Consider the following 26,133-nt stretch of genomic DNA (forward strand, 5'->3'; position numbering starts at 1 on the left):
GAATGGAACGCACATGTGGAAACGGCACTCTCAGAAAAGAAGATGCCGGCAAATCTGTCACGCTGATCGGCTGGGTCAGCAAGAGAAGAAACCTCGGAAGCCTGGTCTTCGTGGACCTCAGAGACCGCTCTGGCATCTGCCAGATCGTCTTTGATGAGACGATGGCTGAGCAGGTAAAAGACGTCCGCTCGGAATACATCCTGCAGGTATGGGGAAACGTACAGCTGCGCAAAGATGCCAATCCGAAGATGGCAACCGGCGAGATCGAAGTCCATGCTGAGAAGGTGAAGATCATCAACACCGCCAATACGACGCCGATCACAATCAGCGACGACACCGACGCTTCGGAAGATGTCCGTCTGAAGTACCGGTATCTGGACCTCAGAAGACCGTCTCTTCAGCATAATCTGATGGTGCGCCATCGCATCTGCATGATTGCCCGCAATGTCCTGGATTCCGAAGGCTTCGTCGAAGTGGAAACTCCGATCCTGGCTCGCTCGACCCCAGAAGGGGCAAGAGACTATCTCGTTCCTTCCAGAATCTACAACGGACGCTTCTGGGCGCTGCCGCAGTCCCCGCAGATCTTCAAGCAGCTGCTGATGATCGGCGGCATGGAGAAGTATTTCCAGATTGCTCGCTGTTTCCGCGATGAGGATCTGCGTGCAGATCGTCAGCCGGAATTCACTCAGATTGATATTGAGATGAGTTTCATCGATGAAGAAGACATCTTCGCAGTTGTCGAGCATCTGATGAAGGAAATCTTCCGCGATATCCGCCATGTGAAACTCGAAGACCACTTCATCCGCATCACCTGGAATGAATGCATGAAGCGCTTCGGATCCGATAAGCCGGATCTGCGCTTCGGCAATGAGATCCAGGATCTCTCTGATCTGTTCAAGGACACGCAGTTCCATATCTTTGCGGACTGCCTGAGCAACGGCGGTGAGATCGATGCGATCAAGTTTGAAAACGCAGCTGACAAGTACAGCCGAAAAGCTCTTGATAAGCTGCAGGAATTCATCCGTTCCGGCTTCAAGGCACATGCGCTCGCTTACCTGAAGATGGAGAACGGAGTGCTCTCCGGTTCCATTGCCAAGGGGCTTTCCGAAGAAGAGAAGCAGGCAGTGATTTCCAGACTGGACCTCAAGGACAATGATCTCGTCCTGGTTGTTGCGGACAAGCCGCGGGTTGCAGAAACCTCTCTCGGTGCACTGCGTGTGAAGCTTGCCCATGAACTCGGACTCGTGAAGAATAATGTCTTCAAGTTCCTGTGGGTTACGGAATTTCCGATGTTCGAATGGTCTGAAAGCGATCAGCGCTGGGTTGCGGCACATCATCCGTTCACTGCTCCGAAAGAGTCTGATATCGACAAGCTCTTCACGGATCCGGAACACGTCAGCTCCCGTGCCTATGACCTCGTGCTCAATGGCTATGAACTGCTCTCGGGTTCCATCCGTATCCACGATCAGGAACTGCAGGAGAAGGTCTTCGAAGCCATCGGCCTCACGATGGAACAGGCCAAGCAGAAGTTCGGCTTCTTCCTGGATGCCTTCAAGTTCGGCACTCCGCCTCATGGAGGAGTCGGAATCGGTCTGGAACGCCTCTGCATGGTGATTCTCGGAACGGACAATATCCGTGATGTCGTTGCCTTCCCGACTACCAACAGCTCGCTGGATCTGATGAGTGAATCTCCGAATGTCGTCGATGACGATCAGCTGAAAGTACTCGGCATCGAGATTTCAAAGAAACAGTAATCTTCTGAAAACTATTACAGAAGACCTGGATCAGGAACCTCTCTTCTCACATCATTGCCGGTTGTCAAGACTATACATGAAGAACAGGGATCTGATATAGTTTAATTGCCGGAGGGAACACATATTTTTCCAACACATTGATATAAGGGAGTTCTGACTGGCGACGCCTGTTGTGAATGCCCGGTGCGCCCGGGAATCCTGATGGAAGACCAAGGACACCCACCTCTACTTAAGAGGGAACATATCAACCTTCCGGTAATATTGAGAAATGAGCGGACATCAGTATGGTGCCCGCTTTTCTTTCGCCGCATAGTTCTGAATTCTGCATAATATGATTGGAAATACGATCCCAGCGTGCATGATTGAGTACGATTCAGAGCTGATGCTGGTAGTGCACTGCCTTCTGAGAACGGCGGCGGATCATGGGCCTGCTGTGCCTTTTCCATTGATTGTCACGTAGGAAACATAGCAGTATTTCTGCAGAAAGACTGAGCAGAAATTCTGACTCTTCAGAAAAAAATAATCTTCTTCAGAGCATTCTGCGGAAACATATTTCTGCAAGTTCTGAATCTTCAGGACTGCAGTTTTTCAATCTGCGGAACGATCATCTATTCTCCGCAGACCGATTTCTGATAGACATTTAAGTATCAACGATAAGCACAATATATTCTATATAAAGATACATTGACAGATGAGGTGACTAAGAATATATTATGGGTGTGAGGTGAAGGCCATGAAGAAGAATGAAACCGAGAAGAAAGCATTGCGGAAAGACCAGAAAGAAATCCGCATCTACCATGTGCCGGTAACGGAATGGGAGAATAACCTGGCAAAGGTTCATGGCGTGATTGATTATACTGGAAGGAGAAGCTGATGGCTGGAATTGCTGCAGATCTGATCCGTGGGAATACTGATCTCATCATTCTCCGGTTTCTGAAGGATCATGATAGCTATGGCTATGAAATCAACAAGAAGATCCGGGAACTGTCAGAGGGAAAGTATGAACTGAAGGAAGCTACCCTGTATACCGCCTTCCGCAGACTCGAGCAGGATGGGCTGATTGAATCCTACTGGGGTGATGAAAACAACGGAGCAAGAAGACGGTATTACCGGATCACGGATTCAGGAAAAACAAGGTATGAACAGGGAATTCAGGAATGGGAAGATGCCCAGAACCTGATTGAAAAGCTGATCCGCTCGGATGATCAGAAGTGAGCGACAAAGAAAGGACAATGATATGAATCGTCTCAGAGTTTATATTGAGGGATTATTTGCCAGCTTTGATTCTTCGAAGGAAGTAGAAGAGCTTAAGGAAGAACTGCTCGCCAATTGCGAGGACCGGTATCAGGAATGCATCGGAAGCGGGCAGAGTGAGGCAGAAGCATTCATGACCGTGATCGATTCCATCGGAGATCTTTCCGGAATTCTTGAAGAAATCCGGAAAAAGGAGGGCAGAAGCCCGATGAATCTCCGGAACTCCCTGCAGGTGATGGCTGCCTCTCAGCAGGAATCAGATGAATCAGAAACTACGGAAAACTATCCGAAAGAAATCACGGAACTGGAAATCAATGTTACCAGCACTGATGTTGTTCTGGTCGGAACGGACAGCGGTCTGCTGGAAGTGGAATGCGGCAGCAATATGGACCAGCATGTGTCCGGGAATAAGCTGACGATCCAGGAACATACCCGCATCAGCAGGTTCTTCGGGTTAAGCATCTCCGATGGTTCCGATAAAGATCTGATCGTGCGTTTTCCGAAAGGACTTCAGAAGGTCACGATTCATACTGCTTCCGGCGACCTGAACTTTGAGAAGCCGATGGCAGAGGAATGGTCTGTTACGTCTGCCTCCGGGGATCTGAACGGGGAACTTGCTCAGGCAGAACGCTTTGCGATCAGGACTGCTTCAGGTGACCTCGATCTGTCATTCCCCGGGTTTGAACAAGGATCGATCACGTCCGCAAGCGGCGATGGACATCTGAACCTGAAGAATGATTTTCAGGATCTCAGGATCAAATCTGCTTCCGGTGATTATGAGATTGATACTTCCCGTATTTCCGGAGCAGAAGTGAACTTCACATCGGTGTCCGGAGATGCGGAAATCCGCACGCATCTGATCCAGGGAACCAACCGGATTGATGTCACGACGACCAGCGGAGATCTGCAGGTATTCTGATGACAGAGAAAGGGAGCAGCTGAATGGCTGCTCCCTGCATGCATGATTCCTTGCTTCAGCTGTGGCGCCGATGTTTCCGATTGCGGCGCTTTTTTCTGACTCTCGCATTATGGATCTGCACATGGATGATGCGGATCAAGAGAAGAATCAGAACAATCAGGGCTATGGCGAAGACACGGTGATTCGTCCAGAGATCATCCAGCCTGGCCAGGATCACGGCAAGCGTGCTTCTGGATACGGACTGATCTGAAACTGCTGAAGCAGTATAGAGAATCTGATCATTCACTGACACAGAATAGGTACCAAGCTGCTGACCTACGCTGATGGGTGCTTCGATCGTTTCCGGAAGATCTGAGACAATGGAGACTTCTGCATCTGACGGAAGATCCATGGTCACGGTATCTGCTGCGGAAGTTTCTAAGGTTGCCTCCGGCAGGGAATAGACGACCGGGATCGAGGCGATGGACTGGCCGGCTTCTAAGATGGTTCTGCGGCTGTAGTTCTGGGCATACCAGTTATAAAGCGTGGCCGCATCGGCGACATGGCCGGTTCCTTCGCTCTGTCCGGTGACCAGGATCAGATGCATCCCATTGACTTCGGCATGACTGGCGAGACATCTGCCGGCTTCTGTCGTATAGCCGGTCTTCCCGCCGAGGAAGCCATCGATGGAATAGCTGTTCTCGCCATTGTTGACCATGGACCAGACAGAGGAGGAGAGCGTTACCGTCGTGCCGGACGCATCAATCGGTCCGGTCGTATAGGAAGGGGTTAAGAGAATCTGACAGAACGTATCGTTCTGAATGCAGTACTGCAGCAGGATGGCCATATCATGGGCGGTACTGTAATGATCGCTGTCATGAAGACCGGTCGCATTGGCAAAGTGCGTATCATTCATGCCGAGTTCTGCAGCTTTCTCATTCATGAGATCGATGAAGGAGGAGACACTGCCGCTGACCGTGATCGCAGCTGCCTGCACGGCATCGGCACCGCTGGGCAAGAGAATTCCATACAGCAGGTCTTTCACCGTTACCGTATTGCCTGGCCAGAAGCCGGCGACGCTGGCATTGGCCTCAATGAGGCCATCCCACATCGCATCGGTGATCGTGACTTCCTGATTGAGATCGAGATGCTCAATTGTCAGGATAGCAGTCATCATCTTCGTCATCGAAGCAGGTTCCATCCGCTCTTCGCCATTGCGGTCCAGCAGCACCTGGTTCGTATCGGCATCCATGAGATAGCAGTACGTGCTGGTGATGGAAGGCGCATTGGTTTCTTCGTAATCCGTGATGGAAGTTTCAGGAGGAGATGCAGATTCTTCGGCAGAGACAGGAACAGATGTGCTGGCCGACAGCAGCACGAGACAGCAGGCTAATCGCAGTAATTTCATGACTTTTATTCTAGAACCGAAGACACCTGATAGGCAACGCAGGATTGAAAAGGGGAATGTTTCAAGATAGAATAAAAGCATGTTTCAAGGCAGATAGAGGAGTGAGGTTATGTCAGTATTCTGGTCTTCCCTTTTGTGGTTTGTATTAGGCGGCGCCGTCGGCGCGCTGATCAGCTTCTATTTCACAAGAAAGAATTTCGAGAAGCAGCTGAAGGAGAATCCTCCGGTTACGGAGAAGATGATCCGGGCAATGTTCATGCAGATGGGCAGAAAGCCTAGCGAAGCGCAGATCAAAGCGGTCATGCGCTCGATGCAGCAGAAATAACAACAGGAGAAAGCCTTCCGGAAGGCTTTTTCATTTTTTCAGAAATTGCTGAAATAATATACAGAATTGCATATTTCATGGATTCATGCGGGAAATCCCGCAGAAAACAAGTTCATATTTCATAAAAATTTGTCATATAATGAACCCGTAACATAACAGGAGGACATATGAGTTCAGAGAAAAAGGTTTTCCAAGCAATGGATGGAAATACCGCTACTGCGCATAGTGCTTATGCGTTTACTGAAGTAGCAGGAATCTATCCGATCACACCGTCTTCACCGATGGCTGAGAACGTTGATGCATGGGCTACAGCAGGCCGCACCAACATCTTCGGCGATAAGGTTAAGGTGGTTGAAATGCAGGCAGAAGGCGGCGCTGCTGGTGCCGTTCACGGAGCTGCTCAGGGCGGTGCACTTGCGGCAACGTTCACTGCATCCCAGGGACTTCTGCTGATGATCCCGAACCTCTACAAGTGGTCCGGAGAAATGCTGCCGATCGTTCTTCACGTCGCAGCTCGTACATTAGCAACTCATACACTTTCCATCTTCGGCGATCACCAGGACGTCTATGCATGCCGTCAGACTGGCGTTGTCATGATGTGCTCTCACTCCGTTCAGGACTGCATGGACCTGGCTGGCGTTGCTCACCTGATTGCCATTGACGGTTCTGTACCGGTCATGCACTTCTTCGACGGTTTCCGTACTTCTCACGAAATCGACAAGATCGAAGTCATGGACTATGACTATCTGAAGTCTCTGCTGCCGGTTGATAAGCTCGAGGCATTCCGTGCGCATGCGATGAACCCGCATACCAATCCGATTGTCCGCGGCGGCAACGAGAACGATGACGTCTTCTTCCAGGCTCGTGAAGCTCAGAATGAGCACTATGCAGCAGTTGCTGATATCGCTGCTAAGTACATGAAGGCTGTTTCCGAGCACACTGGCCGCAACTATGCACCGTTCACCTATGTCGGTGCTCCGGATGCTGAGCGTGTCATCGTCGCTATGGGTTCCGTTACGGATACCATCACCGAGACGATCAATACGCTGACTGCAGAAGGCGAGAAGGTAGGTCTGATCAAGGTTTATCTGTATCGTCCGTTCTCCGTCAAGTATCTCGAAGCAGTTCTCCCGAAGACGGTCAAGAAGATTGCTGTTCTGGATCGTTCCAAGGAAATCGGCTCCAGAGAGCCGCTGTATCTGGATGTCTGCGATGCCCTCAAGCATCATGAAGGCCTGACCATCATCGGCGGCCGCTACGGACTGTCCTCCAAGGATACCAACCCGTCTGACATCAATGCAGTTTATGAAGAACTCAAGAAGGAAAATCCGAAGGAAGAGTTCACGCTGTCCATCAACGATGATGTGACGCATCTGTCTCTGGATCCGGTTCCGCTGAAGGTGAAGTCCGATTATACTTCCTGCCTGTTCTTCGGTCTTGGTTCTGATGGAACTGTCGGCGCGAACAAGTCCACCGTCAAGATCATCGGCAACAACACGGATCTGTATTCCCAGGCTTATTTCCAGTACGACTCCAAGAAGGCCGGCGGCGTTACCCGTTCGCATCTGCGTTTCGGCAAGTCCCCGATCCATTCTCCGTACTACATCGATCAGGCAGACTTCATCTCCTGCTCGCTGGACAGCTACTGCTACAAGTTCGACATGGTCCGTCAGCTGAAGGAAGGCGGCACGTTCCTTCTGAACACAACCTTCTCTGCAGACGAGATTGCTTCCAAGATGCCGAACCGCATGCTCGCAGGTCTTGCTAAGAAGCATGCAAACTTCTACATCATCAACGCTACCCGTCTGGCGATCGAGTGCCATATGGGCCGTCATACCAATACGATCCTGCAGTCCGCATTCTTCAAGCTCAACGAGCAGATCATGCCGTACAGCAAGTCCCTCGAGCTCATGAAGGACAGTGCTAGACACACCTATGCTCGCAAGGGTGAGGATGTCGTCAATGCCAACATCTCCGCAATTGAGATGGGCGGCTCCGGACTGGTCAAGGTCGATGTGAAGCCGGAATGGGCTGATCTCGACTGCAGCGCTCCGCTGTACACGACCACAGGCGATCGCCACTATGATGATTTCGTCCAGCGCATCAACGCCCTCGAAGGTGAAGATATGCCGGTATCCGAATTCATGAAGGAAGATGTCATCGATGGATCGATTCCTGAGAACATCGCATTCCGCGAGAAGAGAGACATTGCTGCTCTGGTTCCGGCATGGGATTCTGCTAAGTGCATCGAGTGCGGCAAGTGCGGATTTGCATGCCCGCATGCTACGATCCGTTCCTTCCTGCTGACTCCGGAAGAAGAGGCTAAGGCTGCTGAGATCGCTAAGGAAAATGGTGCTGAGTGGTCCGTCAAGGATGCTTCCCCGATGTACAAGGGAGCTAAGGATGCCGGCTTGAAGTTCCGTATCCAGATCAGCCCGATGAACTGCGTAGGCTGCGGCGTCTGCATTACCGTCTGCCCGACCAAGGCACTCTCTGCTATGGATGTCAACACCCAGCGCAACGAAGAGCCGGTTGCTGATTACCTCTACAAGAAGACTTCTTACAAGCCTCAGTATGGCAACCCTGCTACCGAAGCTGGCATATCTCTGATGCGTCCGTACTTCGAAGTCTCCGGCTGCTGCCCGGGCTGCGGCGAAGCTCCGTACTATCGTCTTGCTACCCAGCTGTTCGGCAAGGACATGATGGTTGCTAACGCTACCGGATGCTCGATGATCTACTGCTCCGCTATTCCTTCTACTCCGTTTGCTACGGATGAGAATGGCGAGGGTGTCACCTGGGCAAACTCCCTGTTCGAAGACAACGCTGAATACGGCTTCGGTATGGCTGTTGCACAGACTTACAAGGAAGCTCGTATCCTGAAGATCATGGAAGAGAACCTCGATAAGGTTGAACCGGAACTTAAGGCAGACTTCCAGACTTATATCGATGCGAACGATGACCGTGAGAAGCAGAGAGCTGTCAAGGACAAGCTCGTTGCTGACCTCAAGGCAAGCTCCAACGAAGCAGTCAAGGAACTGCTCGATATGGAACGCGATCTCGTCGGCAAGTCCGTTTGGATCATCGGCGGCGATGGCTGGTCCTATGATATCGGCTACGGCGGACTCGATCACATCATGGCTAACAACCTGAACGTCAACGTTCTCGTTCTCGATACCGAGACCTATTCCAACACTGGCGGACAGGCTTCCAAGTCCTCCCAGGCTTCTGCAATCGCGAAGTTCGCTGCTGGCGGCAAGCCGACTGCTAAGAAGGACATGGGCCAGATCTTCATGGAATATGGTACCTGCTATGTTGCTTCCGTATCCATGGGTGCAAATCAGACTCAGACCATCCGTGCATTCAAGGAAGCTGAGAGCTACAATGGTCCGTCCATCATCATCGCTTACAGCCCTTGCGCAGAGCATGGTATCAAGGGCGGCCTGATCAAGGCTCCGCTTGTCCAGAAGGCAGCAGTAGAGTGCGGCTACACGGTTCTGTACCGTTATGATCCGCGTCTCGAGAAGCCGCTGACCATCGACTCCAAGGAGCCTGACTGGACGAAGTTCAATGCCTTCCTGATGAATGAGGCTCGTTACTTCAATCTGCCGAAAGTCAGAGGCGAGGAAGTTGCAGAGAAGATGTTCGCAAAGACACTCTCCGATGCACAGGTCCGTTACAACAAGCTTGTCAGCAAGGTCAAGCTGCAGAACGAACAGTAATTCCTGAATCACGAAGAGACATCTCTCAGAAATGGGAGGTGTCTTTTTTTATGCCTGAAAAGCAGGAATTCAGCAATTCTTAAGAAAGATTACAGATTCCGGGAATGATCCTTGACTATCTTTTTGCAGATACTACGGAGTACAATAGACATGTTCACGAGGAAAGAATGTTTTATGAAAATTCTCCTGTATTTTGAAAGTGAAAGTCTGATTCAGACTTCCGGAATCGGAAGGGCTTTTGAGCATCAGAAAGAAGCTCTGACTTCGGCTGGAATCGAATATACGACAGATCCGTGGGATGAGGATTACGACATTCTTCATATCAATACCTACGGAGTCAATTCCAATGCGATCATCAGCCATGCAAGAAAGCTCGGCAAGAAGGTGATCTACCATGCGCATTCCACGGAGGAAGACTTCCGCAACAGTTTCGTGCTGTCGAATCTGATGGCACCGGTGTTCAAGAATCGTCTTGTCTCTCTGTATACGCAGGCGGATGCGATCATCACACCGACTCCGTATTCCAGAAAGCTATTGATGAACTATGGCATCAAGCTTCCCATCTATCCGGTCAGCAACGGCATTGAGCTGGATCAGTTCCAGCCGGATGAAGAGAAGGTCAAGGCTTATCGCCAGTACTTCAGCCTGAAGGAAGGGGATAAAGTGATCCTCTCGGTTGGTCTGCCATTTGAACGCAAAGGCATTCTGGACTTCGTCGAGATTGCCAAGCGGATGCCGGAATATAAGTTCATCTGGTTCGGTGAAATCAATCCGCTGGCTGTCCCTGCAAAAATCAATGAAGTCGTTGAGAATCATCCGATCAACTGCCTGTTCCCGGGCTATGTCAAAGGACCGATCATCCAGGGAGCCTATCTTGCGGCGGATTGTTTCTTCTTCCCGTCTTATGAAGAAACGGAAGGAATTGTGGTTCTAGAAGCACTTGCCAGCCGCCAGCAGGTCATCGTGCGTGATATCGGCGCATTTGATCCATGGCTCAAGAGCGGCGTGAACTGCTATAAGGGAACCTCCAACAGCGAATTCATCCATCTGATCCGCCAGTGCGTGGAACATCAGATTCCGGATACATGCGATGCCGGCTATGAAGTTGCGAAGACCCGTTCGATTGACCGCATCGGCCAGCAGCTGAAACATGTCTATGAAACCGTGCTGAGCGGTCAGTTCGATCCGGAAGATCCTGCTCTGCTTGGCTGAGCAGCGGATTCTTTCTATGAAGCGTCTCAAGAAATTATTTTCGAGCTACTGGTTCAATTCCCTCCTGATTGTGGGCCTTGCCGTCCTGGTGCTGTATCTGACCCTGCAGAACAATTCTGCAGAAGTGCTGCAGATGCTGAAGAATGCGGACCGCGGGTGGCTGATTCTGGTTGCCGCAATGGTGATCGGAATCCGTCTTCTGAACGGGCTTGCCATCAAATGGGAATGCAACCTGAGCTTTCCGCAGTATACCTGGCTGCAGGGCGTGGTCAATGCCTTTACCGGAGGCTTCTTCAATGAGATCACTCCGAGTGCTACGGGCGGACAGTTTGCCCAGGTATATATCTTCCGCAAGCAGGGAATTCCGGCCAGCAGCGCTGCGGGAGTACTGTGGATGAATTTCATCCTGTACCAGAGCACGATGGTCGGATCGGTGTTTCTATTGATCCTGCTGCGGTTCCATCACTTCTATACGACTTATTCCCAGTTCTTCCTGATTGTCATTCTCGGCTTCATCGTGAATTCGGCAGTCATCGTTGGACTATGGGCTATGGGCAGATTTCCGAAGTTCTATACCTGGGTATGCACGACTGGCGTCATGATCGGCAGCAAGCTTCATCTGATCAAGGACAAGGACAAGGCAATCGACAGCCTGAACAAGCAGCTGGACCGGTTCGGCAGGGAAGTTGATATTCTGCGCCATCATAAGGAAAAGATTCCGCAGGTTGTCAGCACGCATCTGCTGCGGCTGATGCTGTACTATGCGATTCCGTATTTCTGTGCCAAAGCGCTGCACATGCCGGTGGACATCTCCGCGCTTCTCGATGTCCTGGCATTGTCTTCGTTTGTTTCGATGGTCACTTCGTTTGTGCCGCTGCCTGGGGCAAGCGGGGGGAAGCGAAGCCGTATTCGTGCTGATGTTCTCAACGATTTTCGGAAGAAATCATGTCAGTGCGGTGATGCTGATCTGGCGTTTCATGACGTATTATTTTGATATGGCTCTCGGGGGCATTGTCTTCCTGATCGCCAGGAATCAGAAAGACGTTCCGACGATGCAGGAACGGATAGAGTAAAGGAGAATCAAATGAGAATCGGATTATTTTCAGACACTTTCCCGCCTGATATCAATGGTGTTGCTAACAGCACCTCCATCCTGCGCAATGAACTGAAGAAACATGGCCATGAGGTCTATGTCGTTGCGCCAAGAGCCGGAAGAGGCTGGGCAGAATGGAATGAAGACCATACGGTTCTTCGTTTAGCAGGCATTGAGCTCAAGCAGCTCTATGGCTATGTGATGACGAGTCCGTTCCATATCAATGCCCTCAATGAGATCCGCAAGCTGAATCTTGATGTGATCCATGCTCAGACCGAATTCGGAGTCGGCATCTTTGCCCGGATCTGCGCAAAGAATCTTTCGATTCCGCTGGTCAGCACGTACCATACGACGTACGAAGACTATACGCACTATGCCAACCTGTTCAATTCTGAGCGGTTTGATCAGGAAGCCAAGAAAGCGGTTGCCTATCTGTCCCGTCTTTACGGAGACAGCTCGGTTGAGGTCATTGCGCCTTCGATGAAGACGAAGGAGCTGCTGGAAAAGTATCATGTCCGTTCTGACATTCACATTGTTCCTACCGGTCTGGAACTGGATCAGTTTGCGCCAGGAAAGAATCCGGAAAAGCGGACGGAAATCCGCACGAAGTTCGGTATTCCGCTGGATGCGAAGCTGGTTGTATATGTCGGCCGCATTGCCGAAGAGAAATCGCTGGATATGGTCATCGACGGATTTGCCGAGGCAGATCAGCGCGGGGATCATATCTATTTCCTGATTGTCGGAAGCGGCCCGGATGCCGAGAAGGAAAAGCAGAAAGTCGAATCGCTCGGTCTGTCTGACCGCATCATCTTTGCCGGTGCAGTTCCTTCCTCAGAGGTTGCGGATTACTATCGGTCTGCCGATGCGTTTGTGTCCGCCTCTCTGTCCGAGACACAGGGCATGACGTTCATTGAAGCGATGGCCAGCGGTCTGCCGCTCTTTGCAAGAAAAGATGTCGTACTTGAAGAGCTGCTGCTCGATGGGAAGACCGGCTGGTATTTCAGCGATGCGCATAGTCTTGCTGATCATCTCGAGATCTTCCTCAATACCTCTGATGAGGCTCTGAAGGAGATGAGTGCAGCGGCACTGAATCAGGTGAAGCCATACAGCAGCGAAACGTTCTATGAGAAGGTGCTGCAGGTCTACCATGATGCGATTGATTCCTATGAGCATATGCTCATTGTCGAAGACGTCAGAGTCAAGGATGATATCGTTCAGCTGTTCCTTTCTGATATGCAGGGCGGCAGCGAGGATATCCGTCTTTCCATGACTCTGGATGACTATTACAATGAAGGCATCCGCAAAGGCGGAAAGCTTTCCAGCCACAAGATTGAAGAGATCCGGAACAATGAGTCGGCAGTCCTGGCCTATGAAGGCTGCCTGAAGCGGATCCTTGCCAAAGATCGCACCCGCAAGGAAATCTATGACTGGCTGACCCAGAATACGGATTGCAGCATTGAGGCAATCAACCGCATCGTCGACCGCCTGGAGCAGAAGGGCTACCTGAACGATGAGCGGTACTGCGAAGAGAACATCAGCCGCATGAAGGTAGCGCTTCTAGGCGAAGAGCGCATTCTGCGCGAACTGCGCAAGCGCGGCATACCGGCAGAGATGATTCAGCAGAAGCTTGCGGAACGGCCTGCCGATGAACTGGAACATGCGAGAGAGTATGCGGAGAAGGCTTCGAATTCGATTCATGATGACAGTGTGCTGATGAAGCAGAAGAAGCTGAAGTCGAAGATGATGCAGAGGGGTTTCAGTTCAGAGATTTCAGATTCCGTGATCCGGGAGATGGATTTCACGGAGGATGAGCATAATGAGCTGGAAAATCTGCGCCGCTGTGCCCAGAAGGCCAGAAAGCGTTATGAGAAGAAGTATGACTCCACGCAGTTAAGGAATCATGTGTTCCGCTATTGTGTGGCCCAGGGTTATCAGGCGGAAGATATCTACGCAATACTGGATGAAATGGAGTGGAAATAAGAGATGACGAAAGTCAGAGAGTTTCGGGAAAAGGACCGGCTGACGCAGCCTCTTCTGATCAAGAGCTGCGTGAAGGGAGTCACGCAGAAAGGGGCTCCTTATCTGAATCTGGCCCTTCAGGACAATACCGGCATCATAGACGGAAAGCTCTGGGATGCCAAGCCGGAAGACATGCAGAATGCGGTTGCCGGCCATGTGGCAGAGCTGAGCTTTGAGGTGCTGGAGTACAATAACAACCTGCAGTTACGGGTCAACCGGATCAGGGATCTCGATCAGGATGCAGTGGATCTCAGCGAGTATGTGATGTCTTCGCGCATGAGCAGAGAAGAGCAGAAACAGAAGATCAATGGCTATATCTGCTCGATTTCCAATGCGAATCTGAAAACGCTGGTGCAGGGCATGTATGACAAGGTCGGAAAGAAGTTCTATGATTATCCGGCGGCTTCGAGAATTCATCATAACTATCTCGGGGGGCTGGCAGAGCATACACTTGGCATGGCGGCGCTGGCCGAGGATGTGGCCGGGCTGTATCCGTTTCTGAACCGGGATCTTCTGATTTCCGGAGTTCTCGTGCATGATCTTGGCAAGACGGCAGAGCTTGGCGGCGTGATTTCTTCAGAGTATACCGAAGAAGGAAGACTGACCGGACATATCTCGATCGGCCATGGCTGGCTGATGGAGGTTGCCGAGCAGAAAGGACTTGAGCACACGGAAGAAGCATTGCTGTTAAGGCATATGATCCTGAGCCATCATGGCAAGCAGGAATTCGGTTCCCCTGTGCTTCCGGAGGTTCCGGAGGCGGAGGCACTTTCGTTAATTGATAATATGGATGCTCGGATGAATACGCTGAACCAGACACTTTCCACGGTAAAGCCCGGGCAGTGGAGCCAGCGGCTGTTTGCGCTGGAGAACCGGCAGTTCTATCGTTCGAAACTGGAGAAGTAGCGTATGGATATCCGTTTAGGCATCGTTCAGGCAATGCATGCGGTTCTCTCGAAGACAGGAAGGGGAGGATCGCTTCCCGGCTCGCTTGCGCTGAAACTGGATCCGCACTTTCTGGAAAAATTCCGCATGCCGCCGATCGTTGTCCTGGTCACGGGAACCAATGGCAAGACAACGACTTCAAATCTCATTGCGGAAAGCTTGAGGGCTTCGGGATTGAAGGTCGTGAACAACCATCGCGGCGACAATCTGAATGTCGGAATCGCCACGCTTTTAGCTAGCAGCAGCGATTCGCATTTTCATGTGCAGGCAGATGCAGCGGTCATCGAAGTTGATGAACTGACCCTGTACCGCCAGTTTGCAAACCTGCATCCGACGGCTCTTGTCGTGACGAACTTCTTCCGCGATCAGCTTGATCGGGCTGGTGAGATGGAGACCATCATACGCAAGATCATGAAAGTCACCGAGAACTTTGAGGGCGATCTGATTCTGAACGGGGATGATCCCAATGTTCTCAGGATCGGGGAGAACGCGAAGAAAGCCAGGATTCATTACTTCTCGGTCGGCGAGAATATGATCAGCCGCAATGTCAGCGATGAAGCAAGTGAGGGCAAGTTCTGCCCGCGATGCGGCAGACCGCTGATCTATGACTATTATCAGTATTCTCATATTGGACGGTTCCATTGTCCGTATGATGGCTTCGGCAATATCCGACCGGATCTTCAGGTAACAGAAGTAGATTATGATCATGGCACATTCACGGCCGATGGAACGGTTTATCATTCGTTCCTGAATACGATCTATGCCGTATATAACTGTGCTTCAGTGCTCTGTCTCATGAAGACGCTGAAGCTGGATCCTTCTGCGGCGAATCAGGTATTTGCGACCTATCAGCTCAAAGAAGGCCGCAATGAGGTATTCGAGCTCAGCCAGCCATGCACGATCAACCTGGTCAAGAATCCGACGGGGGCCAATGAAGTTATGAAATTCATCTGCGCCCAGCCTGGAGAAAAGAATCTCTGTATTTTCCTGAATGACAATGATCAGGATGGACATGACATCTCCTGGATCTGGGATGCCCATTTCGAGCGGCTCGGGGATCCGCTGATCAGAACCATCGTCTGCTCGGGATTGAGGGCCTATGATATGGCACTGAGATTGAAGTATGAGGATATTCCGATGTCGCGCATCCGCGTCATCGAGGACAGCACAGAGGCAATCCGCTGGCTGGATGAGCAGAATCTTCAGAGCTATGTGATCTCCACGTATACAGCTCTGCATCCGACCAGGGCAATCTTGAAACGGGAGGCTGCGAAACATCATGGATCTTAAGATACTGTGGATGTATCATGACCTGATGGATCTCTATGGCGACAAGGGAAATATCCAGGTCCTGAAGACTAGATGCGCCGAACGGAAGATTCCGTGTATCGTCGATACCTGCGGCATCGGCGAGGAACGGGATCCGAGGAATTATGATCTGTTCTTCTTAGGCGGAGGAGCAGACCGGGAGCAGGAGATGATCTACCAGGATCTTCTGACCCGGAAGCCTCTGATTGAAGAAGCGATGGCCCAGGGAACTGCGTTCTTACTGATCTGCGGCGGCTATCAGCTGTTCGGAAAGTATTACCGCGATCAGGATGGGAATCAGGTCCCTGGTCTGAATCTGTTTGATTATTATACGGAAGCTTCAGATCGCGATCATCGCTGCATCGGCAATATTGCGGTAGAAGCACATATGGATGGCGATACGTTTGAGGCAGTCGGCTTCGAGAACCATGGCGGCCAGACGAGGAATGTCGCAACGCCATTGGCCAAAGTGCTGAGCGGCCATGGCAATACATTTGACGGCCGCAATGAGGGTTTTGTGAATGACCAGGTTCTGGCTACTTACATGCATGGACCACTGCTGCCGAAGAATCCGAAGATCGCCGATCTTGTGACGAGGCGTGCATTGAAAAAGCGGTTCGGCGAAGTCACGCTGGAACCGCTTGATGATACGCTGGAAAATAAGGCAAGAGAAGTCATGCTGAAACGTCTGCATGTACATGACGAAACAAAAGGCTGATTCGTTCAGCCTTTTATTTTGCCGTGACTTTTGCCAGCACTTCGTCCAGATCCTGCTTGGTCGGAGTTTCCCTGAAACCGAAGCCGTCATCTTTGCCATAGCGGGGGATGATGTGGAAGTGCAGATGATCGACACTCTGACCGGCTGCGGCGCCGCAGTTCGTGATGACGTTGACTCCTCCCGCACCGGTGTTCTTCATGATCTGACCTGCCAGCATGTGCACGACATGCATGACCTGTTCGATGGTTTCTTCGTCTGCTTCGACGAAGTTGCGGACATGTTTCTTCGGCATGACAATCGTATGGCCGTAGGTCAGCTGGGAGATATCCAGGATAGCCAGAACATTCTCATCTTCATAGACTACCTTGGATGGAATTTTGTGATCGATGATATCGCAGAATACGCACATAGATAGATTTGCCTCCTCCACTGTATTATAGAAGAAAGAAGCCCTTCCGGCCAGCCGGAAGGGCGTTTGCTGAATTAAATTAGTTAGCTTCAGCGCTTGCAGAAGCAGATGCTTCAGCAGTAGCCTCAGCGGTTGCTGCTTCAGATGCAGCTGCTGGGGTAGGAGTCGGATCAGCCATTGCCTGAACCAGATACTTGCTGTCAGCGGATTCAATCGCATTGTACAGATCGATGTCATAGACATGGAAGTTGTACTTGCGGAACCAGTAGGTATTCGAGTCATCCTGGACAGCAGTGATGCCAGACAGGGTGCTGATCACATCATCTTTGTAGTCTTCCGGGGTATTGGATTCAACGCGGACAACGTAGTAGGTGTCTTCACTGCTTCCCGGCAGCATCGTCCAGCCGTCATCCGGAGAAGCACTGCGCAGAACTGAGAGGACAGTGGAATCATAGGAAGTGGTGTTAATCGTGATGATTTCCGGTTTTCCGGAAGAAGAGCTGTTGTTGCTGGAAGCTGCTTCAGCAGCAGTGGAGGTGCCATCCTTCAGTTCAGACAGTGCCGCATTGGCATCATCTTCCGTAGTGAAGGAGAGGACCGTAGCCTGAATCGGATTGTAGTAATCGCAGAGGCTGTCGAAGTTCTCCTCGATGTACTTGTTCAGAAGCTCATCAGCCTGCTGTGCAGGAATCAGAACATCGTTGACATAATCATCTTCCGTCATGCCGGAGCTTTCCAGGTAGGAAGTGAAGGTGGAGCCATACATTGAGGTGTAATAGGAGAGCGTGCTCTTGGCCGAGGAACGCATGTCATCCGTAATCTCGATTTCCTGTGCGGCAATGGCATTCTTGGCATCATTGATCGCAGTGGATTCAGCAGCGGAATTGAACATTGTCTCATAGATCTGACCBTTAGTGACTTTGGTATTGCCGATGGTCATGACGACATCACTGCTGTCCTTGAGCTTTGCTTTTGCATCAGAGCATCCGGTGAGCGATACCAGCATGAATCCGGACGCGAGAATTGCTGTAAGTTTCTTCATATTCGTTCCGCCTCCTCAGTTCGACTCTGCCGATGCGCTGGCAGAAGGTTCTGCGGAAGCGCTTGCCTCAGCAGAAGCAGTGGCATCTGCACCTGCAGAAGCCTCAGGTGAAGCACTCGCATCAGCCGATGCGGAAGCCTCCGGGGAAGCAGTTTCTTCAGTCGCTTCCGGAGAAGCAGAAGCTTCGGTATCCGAAGAATCAGTGCTGTCAGAGAGACCGAGGTAGGACTTCAGACGGCTTTCAGTCTCGCTGTCCGTGAAGGTCATGCCAAGCTCCTGTGCCTTAGCCCAGAGAGCTGTCGGCATCAGTTTGGTATCATAATTGGAAACCAGATCGTTATACGGAGCATCTTCATCAATCACAGCCGGTTCTGAAGATGCAGAAGCAGACGGTGTCGGAGAAGCAGTTGCTTCTGCGGAAGAGGTGTAGGTGGCATTCTGCTCTGCAGCATACACCGCCGCTATCGTATCAGCACTTGCGGAGTTGCACTTGATCTTGAACCAGCCGAAGTTCTCACTGTAGACCCAGTCGCTGACTTCGCCTTCATTCAGTTCGAGCGCAGCCGCCAGGAAGTCGGCATCGAGGCTCGTGACATTCTTGTCGATGACGCCGAGCACGCCGCCCTTGGAAGCAGTGGAAGAATCTTCCGAATAATCTGCAGCGACCTGAGCGAAATCCGTTCCGGATGCCAGGGAATTATCGACTGCGGTCATGCGGCTGTTCTCATCTTCAGTCGGAACCGGATTTGCTTTCGAGGAATCTTCGAACTTGATCAGGATATACGAGATGTCGCGGATCTTCAGATCATCGAAGTTGGCCTTTGCGTAGTCAGCGGTGATCTGCTGTTCCTTGAGATAGTCGATCAGGTAGTTCTGAAGATCATCATATCCGCTGTAGCCGATGTTCTTCAGCTGGCTGTTCAGCGTGCTCTGATAGCTGGAACCATACTGTGAATAGTAGTTCGAGATGATCTGTGAAGCCTGGCTCTGTGCTTCGCTCTTCATCTCATCCGTCGTATCCACGGACTTGGTGACCGCAGAAGCGAATGCGCGGTACAGGGCAGATCCGCCATTGTTCTTGTAAAGTGAATCGTAGAACTCGGAAGCGGTGACATCATCGCCATTGACTTCATAGACGACGTCTTCGCCGTCTGCAGTCTTTCCTTTCAGCTTGCCTTTGTTGGTGTCGTAGATGTAGTAGACGCTGATCACTGCGAATACGACAATCAAGAGGGAGACAAACCAGTTCTTTTTCAGAAAATTTCCCATACTTCCTCCTTGAAAAAACGCTTTCCTATTATATTCCAGGGAATACGCATTTGCAATTTGAGAAAACCGCATGAAATCTGAACTTTCTGTGAACCATGGCATGATCATCTGACAACCGCAGAAAATCATTACATGATATAATCCTCAAGGAAAAATGGAAGGTGATTAGAACATGAAGAACCTTGTAGTGGAAGATCTCCACGTTTCCGTGGAGGGAAAAGAAATACTGAAGGGACTCAACCTCACGGTAAAAGACAGAGAAGTGCATGCATTGATGGGACCGAACGGGAATGGCAAATCCACTCTGCTTGCTGCAATCATGGGACACCCGAAGTATCAGGTGACCAGCGGATCGATTACCTATGATGGCCAGAATATTCTCGAGATGAGCGTCGATGAGCGCAGCCGGGCTGGCATTTTCCTGGGCATGCAGTATCCGCAGGAAATCCCGGGCGTCACCAACAGCGACTTCTTACGGGCTGCGATGAATGTGCGCCGAGACAAACCGGTACCGCTGTTCACGTTCATCAAGGCCATGGAGAAGACGATCAATGACCTGCAGATGAAAGAAGACCTTGCTCACCGCTTCCTGAATGAAGGATTCTCCGGCGGCGAGAAGAAGCGCAATGAGATCGTGCAGATGGAAATGCTGAAGCCGACTCTAGGCATGCTGGATGAAATTGACTCCGGCCTCGATGTCGATGCTCTGCATATCGTCGCAGATGCGATCAATCATATGCATGATGAAACGGATCTTGCGCTGATTGTCGTTTCTCATTATGAACGGTTCTATCAGCTGATCCGTCCGCAGTTCACGCATGTGCTCGTCAATGGCCGCATCGTGCTGGAAGGCGGTCCGGAACTCGCGGATAAGATCGATAAGGAAGGCTATGACTGGATCTACAAGGAATACAATGTAGCACCGGCCGCAGAAGCAGAAGAGAAGAACAAGCGTCCGGTTCTCAGCAGTATCGGCACGTGTGCCGTCAAGGAAGCAGTCCAGGGTCCGAAGAACGCATGACGCCGATTCGTGTGAACCAGGATATCCAGCTGTCTGACGGATATCATGAATATGAGATCGATACGGATCGCAGCCTGGAACTGACCTTCTCTGCTTCAGGAAATGTCCAGGTATTTGTCCGGATCATCCATTGCGGACCATTGAGAATCCGCACCTTCAATGCCAGAGACTCCAAAGTTTCCTATCTGTTCTGGAATGATATGAAAGAACCGCTGAACTGCGATGAGTCGCACGAAGTCATGGGCGATGCTGAGGTGACCGTTGCCTATGGCGAATGCAATGAAGCAGCTTCGAAGCGCAAGACTTATATGACCCTCCGGGAAAACGGCGCCCATGGCAAAGTATCCAGCGCATCGCTGGTCAGAGCTGATAAGAACTACTCGATGGAAGTCGTGAACTTCGCACCGCATACGCTCGGCAATATCGAGAACTACGCAGTCGTCCTGAAGGGCGGCAAGCTGATGATCGATGCCATCGGCAAGATCGTCAAAGGCGCCAAGGCCAGCGAGTCTCATCAGACTTCCCGTGCTCTTGCCTTTGAGGAAGGACAGAATGCGGAGATCCTGCCGGAACTGCTCATCGATGAGAATGATGTGCAGGCATCTCATGCCATGTCCATGGGCAGAGTTGATGATGATCAGCTCTACTACCTGATGTCCAGAGGCCTTACCATGCAGCAGTGCACGAGTCTGATCTCCACGGGGTACCTGATGCCGATCACAGATGTCATCGATCAGGAGGAGCTGCGGAATACGCTGCGCAAGGAACTGGAAGGGAAGATCAGCAGCCTATGCTAGATGTCGAGAAAATCCGGGCTGATTTCCCGATGTTCCGGAACAATCCGGATCTAGTCTATTTTGACAGCGCCGCGACTTCTCTGAAGCCGCAGTGCGTGATTGATGCCGTCACGGATTTCTATACGCATCATACGTCCAACGTCCATCGCGGCGACTATGCCATTGCCGCAGAAAACGACCGTCTCTATGACGGGACACGTTCCATCATCGCCAAGTTCATCAACTGCGATCCGAAGGAGGTCGTGTTCACGCATAATGTCTCTGCTTCTCTGAATCAGGTTGCCTATGGCCTGGCCAGGAATTTTCTGAAGCCGGGCGATGTGCTGCTGACAAGTGAAGCAGAGCATGCCTCGAACCTGCTGCCGTTCTTCCGGCTGCAGGAAGACTACGGTATTCACATTGAGTATGTTCCTCTCGACAAGGAAGCTAATCTGACCGTTGAGAACTTCAGAAAGGCAATGCACCCGGGCGTCAAGGCAGTCGCGCTTGCCCAGGTGACGAATGTCCTCGGCTCTGTTCAGCCGATCAAAGAGATTGCCGAGATCGCCCATGAAAACGGTGCGTTAGTCGCTGTCGACGGTGCGCAGTCCATTCCGCACATGAAAGTGGATGTGAAGGAACTCGGTATCGACTTCCTCGGCTTCAGCGCGCATAAGATGTGCGGCCCGGATGGGGTCGGCGTCCTGTGGGGCAGATATGATCTTCTGCAGCAGATGGATCCGATCTTCCTGGGCGGGGATATGAATGCCCGCTTTCAGTCCTGCGGAACGATGCAGCTGAAAGAAGCTCCGACGAAGTTCGAGGCAGGCACTCCGAATATCGAAGGCGTGATCGGACTGGGTGCAGCGGCAAAGTATCTGATGTCCATCGGCATGGACAATATCCATGCATACGAGAAAGAGCTTCGTGCATATTTCCTTTCGGAAATGCAGAAGCTCGATAATGTCGAAGTCTACAACCCGGATAATGAATACGGCCCGATTGATTTCAATGTGAAGGGCGTATTCAGCCAGGATGCGGCAGGTTATCTGGCCAGCCGCAATATCGCGGTCCGTTCCGGGAATCATTGTGCCAAGATTCTGCATGATGTGATCGGCACCGATTCCACAATCCGGGCATCGCTGTACTTCTACAACACGAAAGAAGAAGTTGATCGCTGCGTCGCTGCCGTGAAGGACACGAATCTTGAGAACGCAGTCGGTATCTTCTTCTAGGAGGTTTGATATGAGCAGTGAAATGGAAACAATGCTGAATGATCCCTCGGTGCTCCGGGAGCTCATCATGGATCATTATCAGTACCCGCATAACCACGGACTGAAGAAAGATGCAGAAGGCTATCAGTCCGTGCATATGGCAAGCGATTCCTGCATCGATGACATTACGGTGCAGTCGCTCATCAAGGACGGCAAGATCGAAGACGTCCGCTTTGACGGCATTGCCTGCACGATCAGCACAGCAAGCACTTCGATGATGACCGATCTGGTCAAAGGCAAGAGCGTCGAAGATGCCAAGAAGATCATCGCCGATTACTTCGCAATGATTGATGAGAAGGAATATGATCCGGAGCTTCTGGAAGAAGCAGTGGCCATGAAGAATGTCTACAAGCAGGCAAACCGGATCAAGTGTGCGACCATCGGCTGGAAAGCCATGCAGCAGATGATCGATGAAAGTGAGAAGAAAGCATCATGAGCCAGGAAACGATCGCAAATGAGCAGAACGATGTCATCACTTCCCAGGATGATTACAAATACGGATTCCGGGAAAAGGATGTCTCTATCGTCGATACCGGAAAAGGCCTGAATGAAGATGTCGTCCGCGAAATCTCCAAGCTGAAGAATGAACCGGAATGGATGACCGAATTCCGCCTGAATGCCCTGAAGACCTTCGAGTCCATGCCGATGCCCTCCTGGGGACCGGATCTGTCTGAGATCGACTTCCAGGACTTCACGTACTTCAAGCGTGTTTCCCAGGAAGCAGAGAAGAGCTGGGATGAAGTTCCGAAGGAAGTCAAGAATACATTCGAACGTCTCGGCATTCCGGAAGCAGAACGCAAGTATCTGGCCGGCGTCACGACGCAGTATGAATCCGAAGCTGTCTATCACAACATGCTTGATGAAGTACGTCAGAAGGGCGTCGTCTTTCTTGACATCGATAGTGCATTGAAAGAATATCCGGATCTGTTCCGGAAGTACTTCGCAACGATCGTTCCGCCTTCTGATAACAAGCTCGCAGCGCTCAACAGTGCGGTGTGGTCCGGCGGCAGCTTCATCTATGTTCCGAAGGGTGTCAAGCTTGAGAAGCCGCTGCAGTCCTACTTCCGCATCAATTCGGAATCCATGGGCCAGTTCGAGCGCTCCATCATCATCGTCGATGACGGTGCGGAATGCTCTTATGTTGAAGGATGCACGGCCCCGCAGTATTCCAAGGACTCCATGCACGCAGCCGTTGTCGAAGTGTTTGTCGGCAAAGGTGCAAAGTGCCGCTACAGCTCTGTGCAGAACTGGTCCGGCAATATTCTGAACCTTGTCACCAAGCGGGCTAAGGTAGATGCGCATGGCACGATGGAATGGGTAGACGGAAATATCGGTGCCCGGATCTCCATGAAATATCCTGCCTGCATTCTGGCAGGGGAATATGCCCATGGTCTCTGCATCTCGATTGCCGTAGGTTCCAGAGGACAGTTCCAGGATACCGGTGCCAAGATGATTCATCTGGCTCCGCATACGAGTTCTTCGATTGTCTCGAAGTCCGTTTCCAGAGGCGGCGGTGTCACGAACTTCCGCGACTGGATCCGTTTCTCGAAGAAAGCCGCTAATTCCAAGGCGAAGATCGAATGCGATACGCTGATTCTCGATGATCTCAGCCGCAGCGATACGATTCCGCTGAATATCAATGAAAGCGATACTTCGACGATCGAACATGAAGCGAAGGTCTCCAAGATCAGTGAAGAAGAACTCTTCTATCTGATGAGCAGAGGTCTCACGGAAGCCCAGGCAACGGAGATGATTGTCATGGGATTCCTGGAGCCGTTTACCAGGGAGCTGCCGATGGAGTATGCAGTGGAGCTGAACCAGCTGCTGAAACTCGACATGACCAATTCTATTGGATAAGCAGAGTGCAAGAAGCACGGGACTGAGAAACCGTGCTTCTCTTTCTATTGAGGATCGTGCAGAATTCAGCCATCAGATCTTTCTGCATGTACTGCCGGAACTTGAACAGGCAGACATCATCTCCTGCTTTGTCTCGATGCGCGATGAAGTATCAACCGCAGAGATTCTGGACTGGTGCTTCTCTCATCAGAAAACGGTGGCGGTTCCGAAAACGCTGAAGCATACTCTGGAATTCCATGTCATTCACTCCAGGGACGATTTGAAGCCGGGCGTGTTCGGAGTTCTCGAACCGGAAGGCGGAGAGATTCTTTCTCCGGATCAGTTCGATCTGATCCTGGTTCCGCTTTCTGCTTTTGATGCACAAGGACATCGCACCGGATACGGGAAAGGGTATTATGACAGCATTCTTTCTCATTGCCAGAAGAAGATCGGCCTGGCCTTCTCCTGTCAGTGCATGTCTTCCATTGAGCCTGATCCATGGGATGTGACCCTGGATCATGTCGTGACCGAAAAGGGAAAACTGAAGTGAAAAAGTCCTGCAAAACCATCCTGTCTATGGTAAACTATCTAGGCATGGTTGGTTAGCTCAGCGGGAGAGCATACCCTTCACAGGGGTGGGGTCATGGGTTCGAATCCCATACCGACCACCATCACGAAACCGCAGAAATGCGGTTTTTGCATATTCCGGGCATTCGATGAAGGAAAATTGTTTTCTTGTAATATAATGAATCAATCAGAAAGGAGACCATAATGAAAAAGAAAGTCAGCTTTGATCTGCGCCTGCAGATCAACATGATGTATCTCCTGAGTTCTATTCTGTTCGTGATCTTCTCGGCAGTTACCTTCCGTGATTTCCGTACGTATAATCCGCTGACTGCAAGTCAGTCCTTATCTTCAATCGTTCTGACGAATGCGGTCACCATGCTGGTGCCGGGAATTCTTCTGATGCTTTATGCAATGATGAAAAACGATGACCTGGAGGATTCTGAGAAAAAATGACTGAGATCAATCTGAAGCAGCGGATGATGGAAAAGCCGCTCGGAGGGGTTCTGATTCAGTTCTCTGACAGCCCCGCAGTGCTCTATGTCGCGAAACAGTCCGGTCTGGACTTCGTCCTGTATGATTGCGAGCATGGCATCATTCCGTATGAGAAACTGCATGATCTGATGCTCTGCGGAAATGCCCTGGATCTTCCCTCAATTGTAAGAGTCCCGGAACTGAGCAGGGCATGGGTATCCAGAATCCTGGACTTCGGGGCATCGGGCGTTATGGTGCCGATGATGGAAAGTGCAGAACAGGCAAGGAAACTGGCCGATTGGGCGAAGTATCCGCCGCTTGGAAGAAGAAGCTATTCCGGCGGTGCACATACTGGCTATGCCAGTTCCGGAAACCACTCTTTCCATATGCAGGAAGACAACCAGCGGACCATTGCAATTGCGCAGATTGAGACGGTGGAAGGGATCCGGAATGCAGAAGCTATTCTGAAAACGGAAGGAATTGATGCAGCCATCATCGGTCCGGCAGATCTTGCGATTTCATCTGGACATCCGGATGTGATTCAGAGTGAAGATGAGATTGAGGGGATCCGGAAGGTTGCGGATCTCTGCCGGAAATACGGGAAAGGATTCGGCATCATCGGCAGCACTTCACTGCTTGCACAATTTGCCGGCAGTCTGAATCTGATGGTCTCTGCGATCGAGACGCATCTCTGGCAGGAAAGCTTTGCAGGBTGCAGAAGAAGCTATGATGCGATTCTTGAGAAGCATTAGCTTTGGCTGTCATGGGCAGAATTAATGAAAGCTGATCTTTTGTATGGATCAGCTTTTTTAAAT

General features: G+C 51.1%; 24 protein-coding genes and 1 tRNA gene. 21 read left to right on the top strand and 4 right to left on the bottom strand.

Annotation, left to right across the window (positions count from 1 at the left end; genetic code table 11):
* Positions 1-2 precede the first annotated feature (2 nt).
* The 4 genes from aspS (at position 3) to FYJ51_RS00135 (ending at position 3,927) form a co-directional block, all read left to right on the top strand.
* Positions 3-1,754, top strand: coding sequence for an aspartate--tRNA ligase (aspS, locus tag FYJ51_RS00120; RefSeq protein WP_154501965.1), 1,752 nt, complete (start codon positions 3-5; stop codon positions 1,752-1,754).
* A gap of 733 nt (positions 1,755-2,487) precedes the next feature.
* Entirely contained in the window at positions 2,488-2,628 is a 141-nt protein-coding gene (locus FYJ51_RS00125) for a hypothetical protein (RefSeq protein WP_154501967.1), read from the top strand.
* Complete coding sequence (locus FYJ51_RS00130) at positions 2,628-2,969, top strand: PadR family transcriptional regulator (RefSeq protein ID WP_105303587.1); 342 nt, start codon at positions 2,628-2,630, stop codon at positions 2,967-2,969. The genes FYJ51_RS00125 and FYJ51_RS00130 overlap by 1 nt, the downstream gene beginning before the upstream one ends.
* Before the next feature lie 22 nt (positions 2,970-2,991).
* The gene (locus FYJ51_RS00135; protein ID WP_205946077.1) at positions 2,992-3,927 is read left to right on the top strand and encodes a DUF4097 family beta strand repeat-containing protein; all 936 of its coding nucleotides are present in this window, start codon (positions 2,992-2,994) and stop codon (positions 3,925-3,927) included.
* 55 nt (positions 3,928-3,982) lie between these two features.
* Here the strand turns inward: FYJ51_RS00135 and FYJ51_RS00140 are convergent, their stop codons facing one another.
* Positions 3,983-5,314, bottom strand: a complete 1,332-nt coding sequence (locus FYJ51_RS00140) for a D-alanyl-D-alanine carboxypeptidase family protein (RefSeq protein ID WP_205946078.1) — start codon at positions 5,312-5,314, stop codon at positions 3,983-3,985.
* A gap of 109 nt (positions 5,315-5,423) precedes the next feature.
* Here FYJ51_RS00140 and FYJ51_RS00145 point away from each other — a divergent pair, with 109 nt between their 5' ends.
* The 8 genes from FYJ51_RS00145 (at position 5,424) to FYJ51_RS00180 (ending at position 16,653) form a co-directional block, all read left to right on the top strand.
* Entirely contained in the window at positions 5,424-5,639 is a 216-nt protein-coding gene (locus tag FYJ51_RS00145) for a YneF family protein (protein WP_105303590.1), read from the top strand.
* Between the two features lie 167 nt (positions 5,640-5,806).
* Entirely contained in the window at positions 5,807-9,358 is a 3,552-nt protein-coding gene (gene nifJ / locus FYJ51_RS00150; RefSeq protein ID WP_154501974.1) for a pyruvate:ferredoxin (flavodoxin) oxidoreductase, read from the top strand.
* Positions 9,359-9,532: 174 nt separating this feature from the next.
* Complete coding sequence (locus FYJ51_RS00155; RefSeq protein ID WP_105303592.1) at positions 9,533-10,570, top strand: glycosyltransferase family 4 protein; 1,038 nt, start codon at positions 9,533-9,535, stop codon at positions 10,568-10,570.
* Between the two features lie 16 nt (positions 10,571-10,586).
* A complete protein-coding gene (locus FYJ51_RS00160; RefSeq protein WP_154501977.1) occupies positions 10,587-11,564 on the top strand; it encodes a lysylphosphatidylglycerol synthase transmembrane domain-containing protein in 978 nt (325 codons plus the stop codon).
* Between the two features lie 90 nt (positions 11,565-11,654).
* Complete coding sequence (locus tag FYJ51_RS00165) at positions 11,655-13,643, top strand: glycosyltransferase (RefSeq protein WP_154501980.1); 1,989 nt, start codon at positions 11,655-11,657, stop codon at positions 13,641-13,643.
* A 3-nt stretch (positions 13,644-13,646) separates the two neighbouring features.
* Positions 13,647-14,588, top strand: a complete 942-nt coding sequence (locus FYJ51_RS00170; RefSeq protein ID WP_154501983.1) for a 3'-5' exoribonuclease YhaM family protein — start codon at positions 13,647-13,649, stop codon at positions 14,586-14,588.
* 3 nt (positions 14,589-14,591) lie between these two features.
* Positions 14,592-15,917: a Mur ligase family protein gene (locus tag FYJ51_RS00175; protein WP_105303596.1), complete on the top strand. Its 1,326-nt coding sequence runs from the start codon at positions 14,592-14,594 to the stop codon at positions 15,915-15,917.
* On the top strand, positions 15,907-16,653 hold the full coding sequence (locus tag FYJ51_RS00180) for a type 1 glutamine amidotransferase (protein WP_154501986.1): 747 nt from the start codon (positions 15,907-15,909) through the stop codon (positions 16,651-16,653). Before FYJ51_RS00175 ends, FYJ51_RS00180 begins: the two co-directional genes overlap by 11 nt.
* Positions 16,654-16,666: 13 nt before the next feature.
* Here the strand turns inward: FYJ51_RS00180 and FYJ51_RS00185 are convergent, their stop codons facing one another.
* The 3 genes from FYJ51_RS00185 to FYJ51_RS00195 all read right to left on the bottom strand — a co-directional run bounded on the left by FYJ51_RS00185 (position 16,667) and on the right by FYJ51_RS00195 (position 19,373).
* A complete protein-coding gene (locus tag FYJ51_RS00185) occupies positions 16,667-17,062 on the bottom strand; it encodes an HIT family protein (protein ID WP_105303598.1) in 396 nt (131 codons plus the stop codon).
* A 79-nt stretch (positions 17,063-17,141) separates the two neighbouring features.
* A complete protein-coding gene (locus FYJ51_RS00190; RefSeq protein ID WP_154501989.1) occupies positions 17,142-18,104 on the bottom strand; it encodes a peptidylprolyl isomerase in 963 nt (320 codons plus the stop codon).
* A gap of 15 nt (positions 18,105-18,119) precedes the next feature.
* Positions 18,120-19,373 (bottom strand): peptidylprolyl isomerase, encoded by a 1,254-nt coding sequence (locus FYJ51_RS00195; protein WP_154501992.1) that lies wholly within the window; start codon positions 19,371-19,373, stop codon positions 18,120-18,122.
* Between the two features lie 172 nt (positions 19,374-19,545).
* On the opposite strand from FYJ51_RS00195, the gene sufC reads away from it, so the two are divergent.
* From sufC to FYJ51_RS00240, 9 genes are all read left to right on the top strand, one after another.
* Positions 19,546-20,394, top strand: a complete 849-nt coding sequence (gene sufC, locus FYJ51_RS00200; RefSeq protein WP_105303601.1) for a Fe-S cluster assembly ATPase SufC — start codon at positions 19,546-19,548, stop codon at positions 20,392-20,394.
* On the top strand, positions 20,391-21,191 hold the full coding sequence (locus FYJ51_RS00205; protein WP_154501995.1) for a SufD family Fe-S cluster assembly protein: 801 nt from the start codon (positions 20,391-20,393) through the stop codon (positions 21,189-21,191). The genes sufC and FYJ51_RS00205 overlap by 4 nt, the downstream gene beginning before the upstream one ends.
* Positions 21,185-22,405 carry an aminotransferase class V-fold PLP-dependent enzyme gene (locus FYJ51_RS00210; protein ID WP_105303603.1) on the top strand — a complete coding sequence of 407 codons (1,221 nt, stop codon included), beginning with the start codon at positions 21,185-21,187 and terminating at the stop codon, positions 22,403-22,405. The genes FYJ51_RS00205 and FYJ51_RS00210 overlap by 7 nt, the downstream gene beginning before the upstream one ends.
* A gap of 10 nt (positions 22,406-22,415) precedes the next feature.
* Positions 22,416-22,880, top strand: coding sequence for a Fe-S cluster assembly sulfur transfer protein SufU (sufU, locus tag FYJ51_RS00215; protein WP_420808596.1), 465 nt, complete (start codon positions 22,416-22,418; stop codon positions 22,878-22,880).
* Positions 22,877-24,301, top strand: coding sequence for a Fe-S cluster assembly protein SufB (gene sufB / locus FYJ51_RS00220; RefSeq protein WP_154501998.1), 1,425 nt, complete (start codon positions 22,877-22,879; stop codon positions 24,299-24,301). The genes sufU and sufB overlap by 4 nt, the downstream gene beginning before the upstream one ends.
* A complete protein-coding gene (locus tag FYJ51_RS00225; protein WP_154502001.1) occupies positions 24,294-24,830 on the top strand; it encodes a 5-formyltetrahydrofolate cyclo-ligase in 537 nt (178 codons plus the stop codon). The genes sufB and FYJ51_RS00225 overlap by 8 nt, the downstream gene beginning before the upstream one ends.
* Positions 24,831-24,876: 46 nt before the next feature.
* A tRNA-Val gene (locus FYJ51_RS00230) sits at positions 24,877-24,951 on the top strand.
* A gap of 100 nt (positions 24,952-25,051) precedes the next feature.
* On the top strand, positions 25,052-25,300 hold the full coding sequence (locus FYJ51_RS00235; RefSeq protein ID WP_105303606.1) for a hypothetical protein: 249 nt from the start codon (positions 25,052-25,054) through the stop codon (positions 25,298-25,300).
* The gene (locus FYJ51_RS00240) at positions 25,297-26,070 is read left to right on the top strand and encodes an HpcH/HpaI aldolase family protein (protein WP_154502004.1); all 774 of its coding nucleotides are present in this window, start codon (positions 25,297-25,299) and stop codon (positions 26,068-26,070) included. The genes FYJ51_RS00235 and FYJ51_RS00240 overlap by 4 nt, the downstream gene beginning before the upstream one ends.
* Positions 26,071-26,133: the final 63 nt, after the last annotated feature.

Source organism: Stecheria intestinalis, from assembly GCF_009696165.1.
In the GTDB taxonomy this organism is placed as follows: Bacteria; Bacillota_I; Bacilli_A; order Erysipelotrichales; family Erysipelotrichaceae; genus Bulleidia; species Bulleidia intestinalis.

Coding starts and splice junctions, on each gene's coding strand:
- FYJ51_RS00140 (WP_205946078.1), bottom strand. CDS start 5,314: ATGAAATTACTGCGATTAGCCTGCTGTCTCGTGCTGCTGTCGGCCAGC.
- FYJ51_RS00165 (WP_154501980.1), top strand. CDS start 11,655: ATGAGAATCGGATTATTTTCAGACACTTTCCCGCCTGATATCAATGGT.
- sufU (WP_420808596.1), top strand. CDS start 22,416: ATGAGCAGTGAAATGGAAACAATGCTGAATGATCCCTCGGTGCTCCGG.
- FYJ51_RS00170 (WP_154501983.1), top strand. CDS start 13,647: ATGACGAAAGTCAGAGAGTTTCGGGAAAAGGACCGGCTGACGCAGCCT.
- FYJ51_RS00210 (WP_105303603.1), top strand. CDS start 21,185: ATGCTAGATGTCGAGAAAATCCGGGCTGATTTCCCGATGTTCCGGAAC.
- FYJ51_RS00145 (WP_105303590.1), top strand. CDS start 5,424: ATGTCAGTATTCTGGTCTTCCCTTTTGTGGTTTGTATTAGGCGGCGCC.
- sufC (WP_105303601.1), top strand. CDS start 19,546: ATGAAGAACCTTGTAGTGGAAGATCTCCACGTTTCCGTGGAGGGAAAA.
- FYJ51_RS00175 (WP_105303596.1), top strand. CDS start 14,592: ATGGATATCCGTTTAGGCATCGTTCAGGCAATGCATGCGGTTCTCTCG.
- aspS (WP_154501965.1), top strand. CDS start 3: ATGGAACGCACATGTGGAAACGGCACTCTCAGAAAAGAAGATGCCGGC.
- FYJ51_RS00135 (WP_205946077.1), top strand. CDS start 2,992: ATGAATCGTCTCAGAGTTTATATTGAGGGATTATTTGCCAGCTTTGAT.
- FYJ51_RS00180 (WP_154501986.1), top strand. CDS start 15,907: ATGGATCTTAAGATACTGTGGATGTATCATGACCTGATGGATCTCTAT.
- FYJ51_RS00125 (WP_154501967.1), top strand. CDS start 2,488: ATGAAGAAGAATGAAACCGAGAAGAAAGCATTGCGGAAAGACCAGAAA.
- FYJ51_RS00130 (WP_105303587.1), top strand. CDS start 2,628: ATGGCTGGAATTGCTGCAGATCTGATCCGTGGGAATACTGATCTCATC.
- FYJ51_RS00205 (WP_154501995.1), top strand. CDS start 20,391: ATGACGCCGATTCGTGTGAACCAGGATATCCAGCTGTCTGACGGATAT.
- FYJ51_RS00235 (WP_105303606.1), top strand. CDS start 25,052: ATGAAAAAGAAAGTCAGCTTTGATCTGCGCCTGCAGATCAACATGATG.
- FYJ51_RS00160 (WP_154501977.1), top strand. CDS start 10,587: ATGAAGCGTCTCAAGAAATTATTTTCGAGCTACTGGTTCAATTCCCTC.
- FYJ51_RS00185 (WP_105303598.1), bottom strand. CDS start 17,062: ATGTGCGTATTCTGCGATATCATCGATCACAAAATTCCATCCAAGGTA.
- FYJ51_RS00195 (WP_154501992.1), bottom strand. CDS start 19,373: ATGGGAAATTTTCTGAAAAAGAACTGGTTTGTCTCCCTCTTGATTGTC.
- FYJ51_RS00155 (WP_105303592.1), top strand. CDS start 9,533: ATGAAAATTCTCCTGTATTTTGAAAGTGAAAGTCTGATTCAGACTTCC.
- nifJ (WP_154501974.1), top strand. CDS start 5,807: ATGAGTTCAGAGAAAAAGGTTTTCCAAGCAATGGATGGAAATACCGCT.
- sufB (WP_154501998.1), top strand. CDS start 22,877: ATGAGCCAGGAAACGATCGCAAATGAGCAGAACGATGTCATCACTTCC.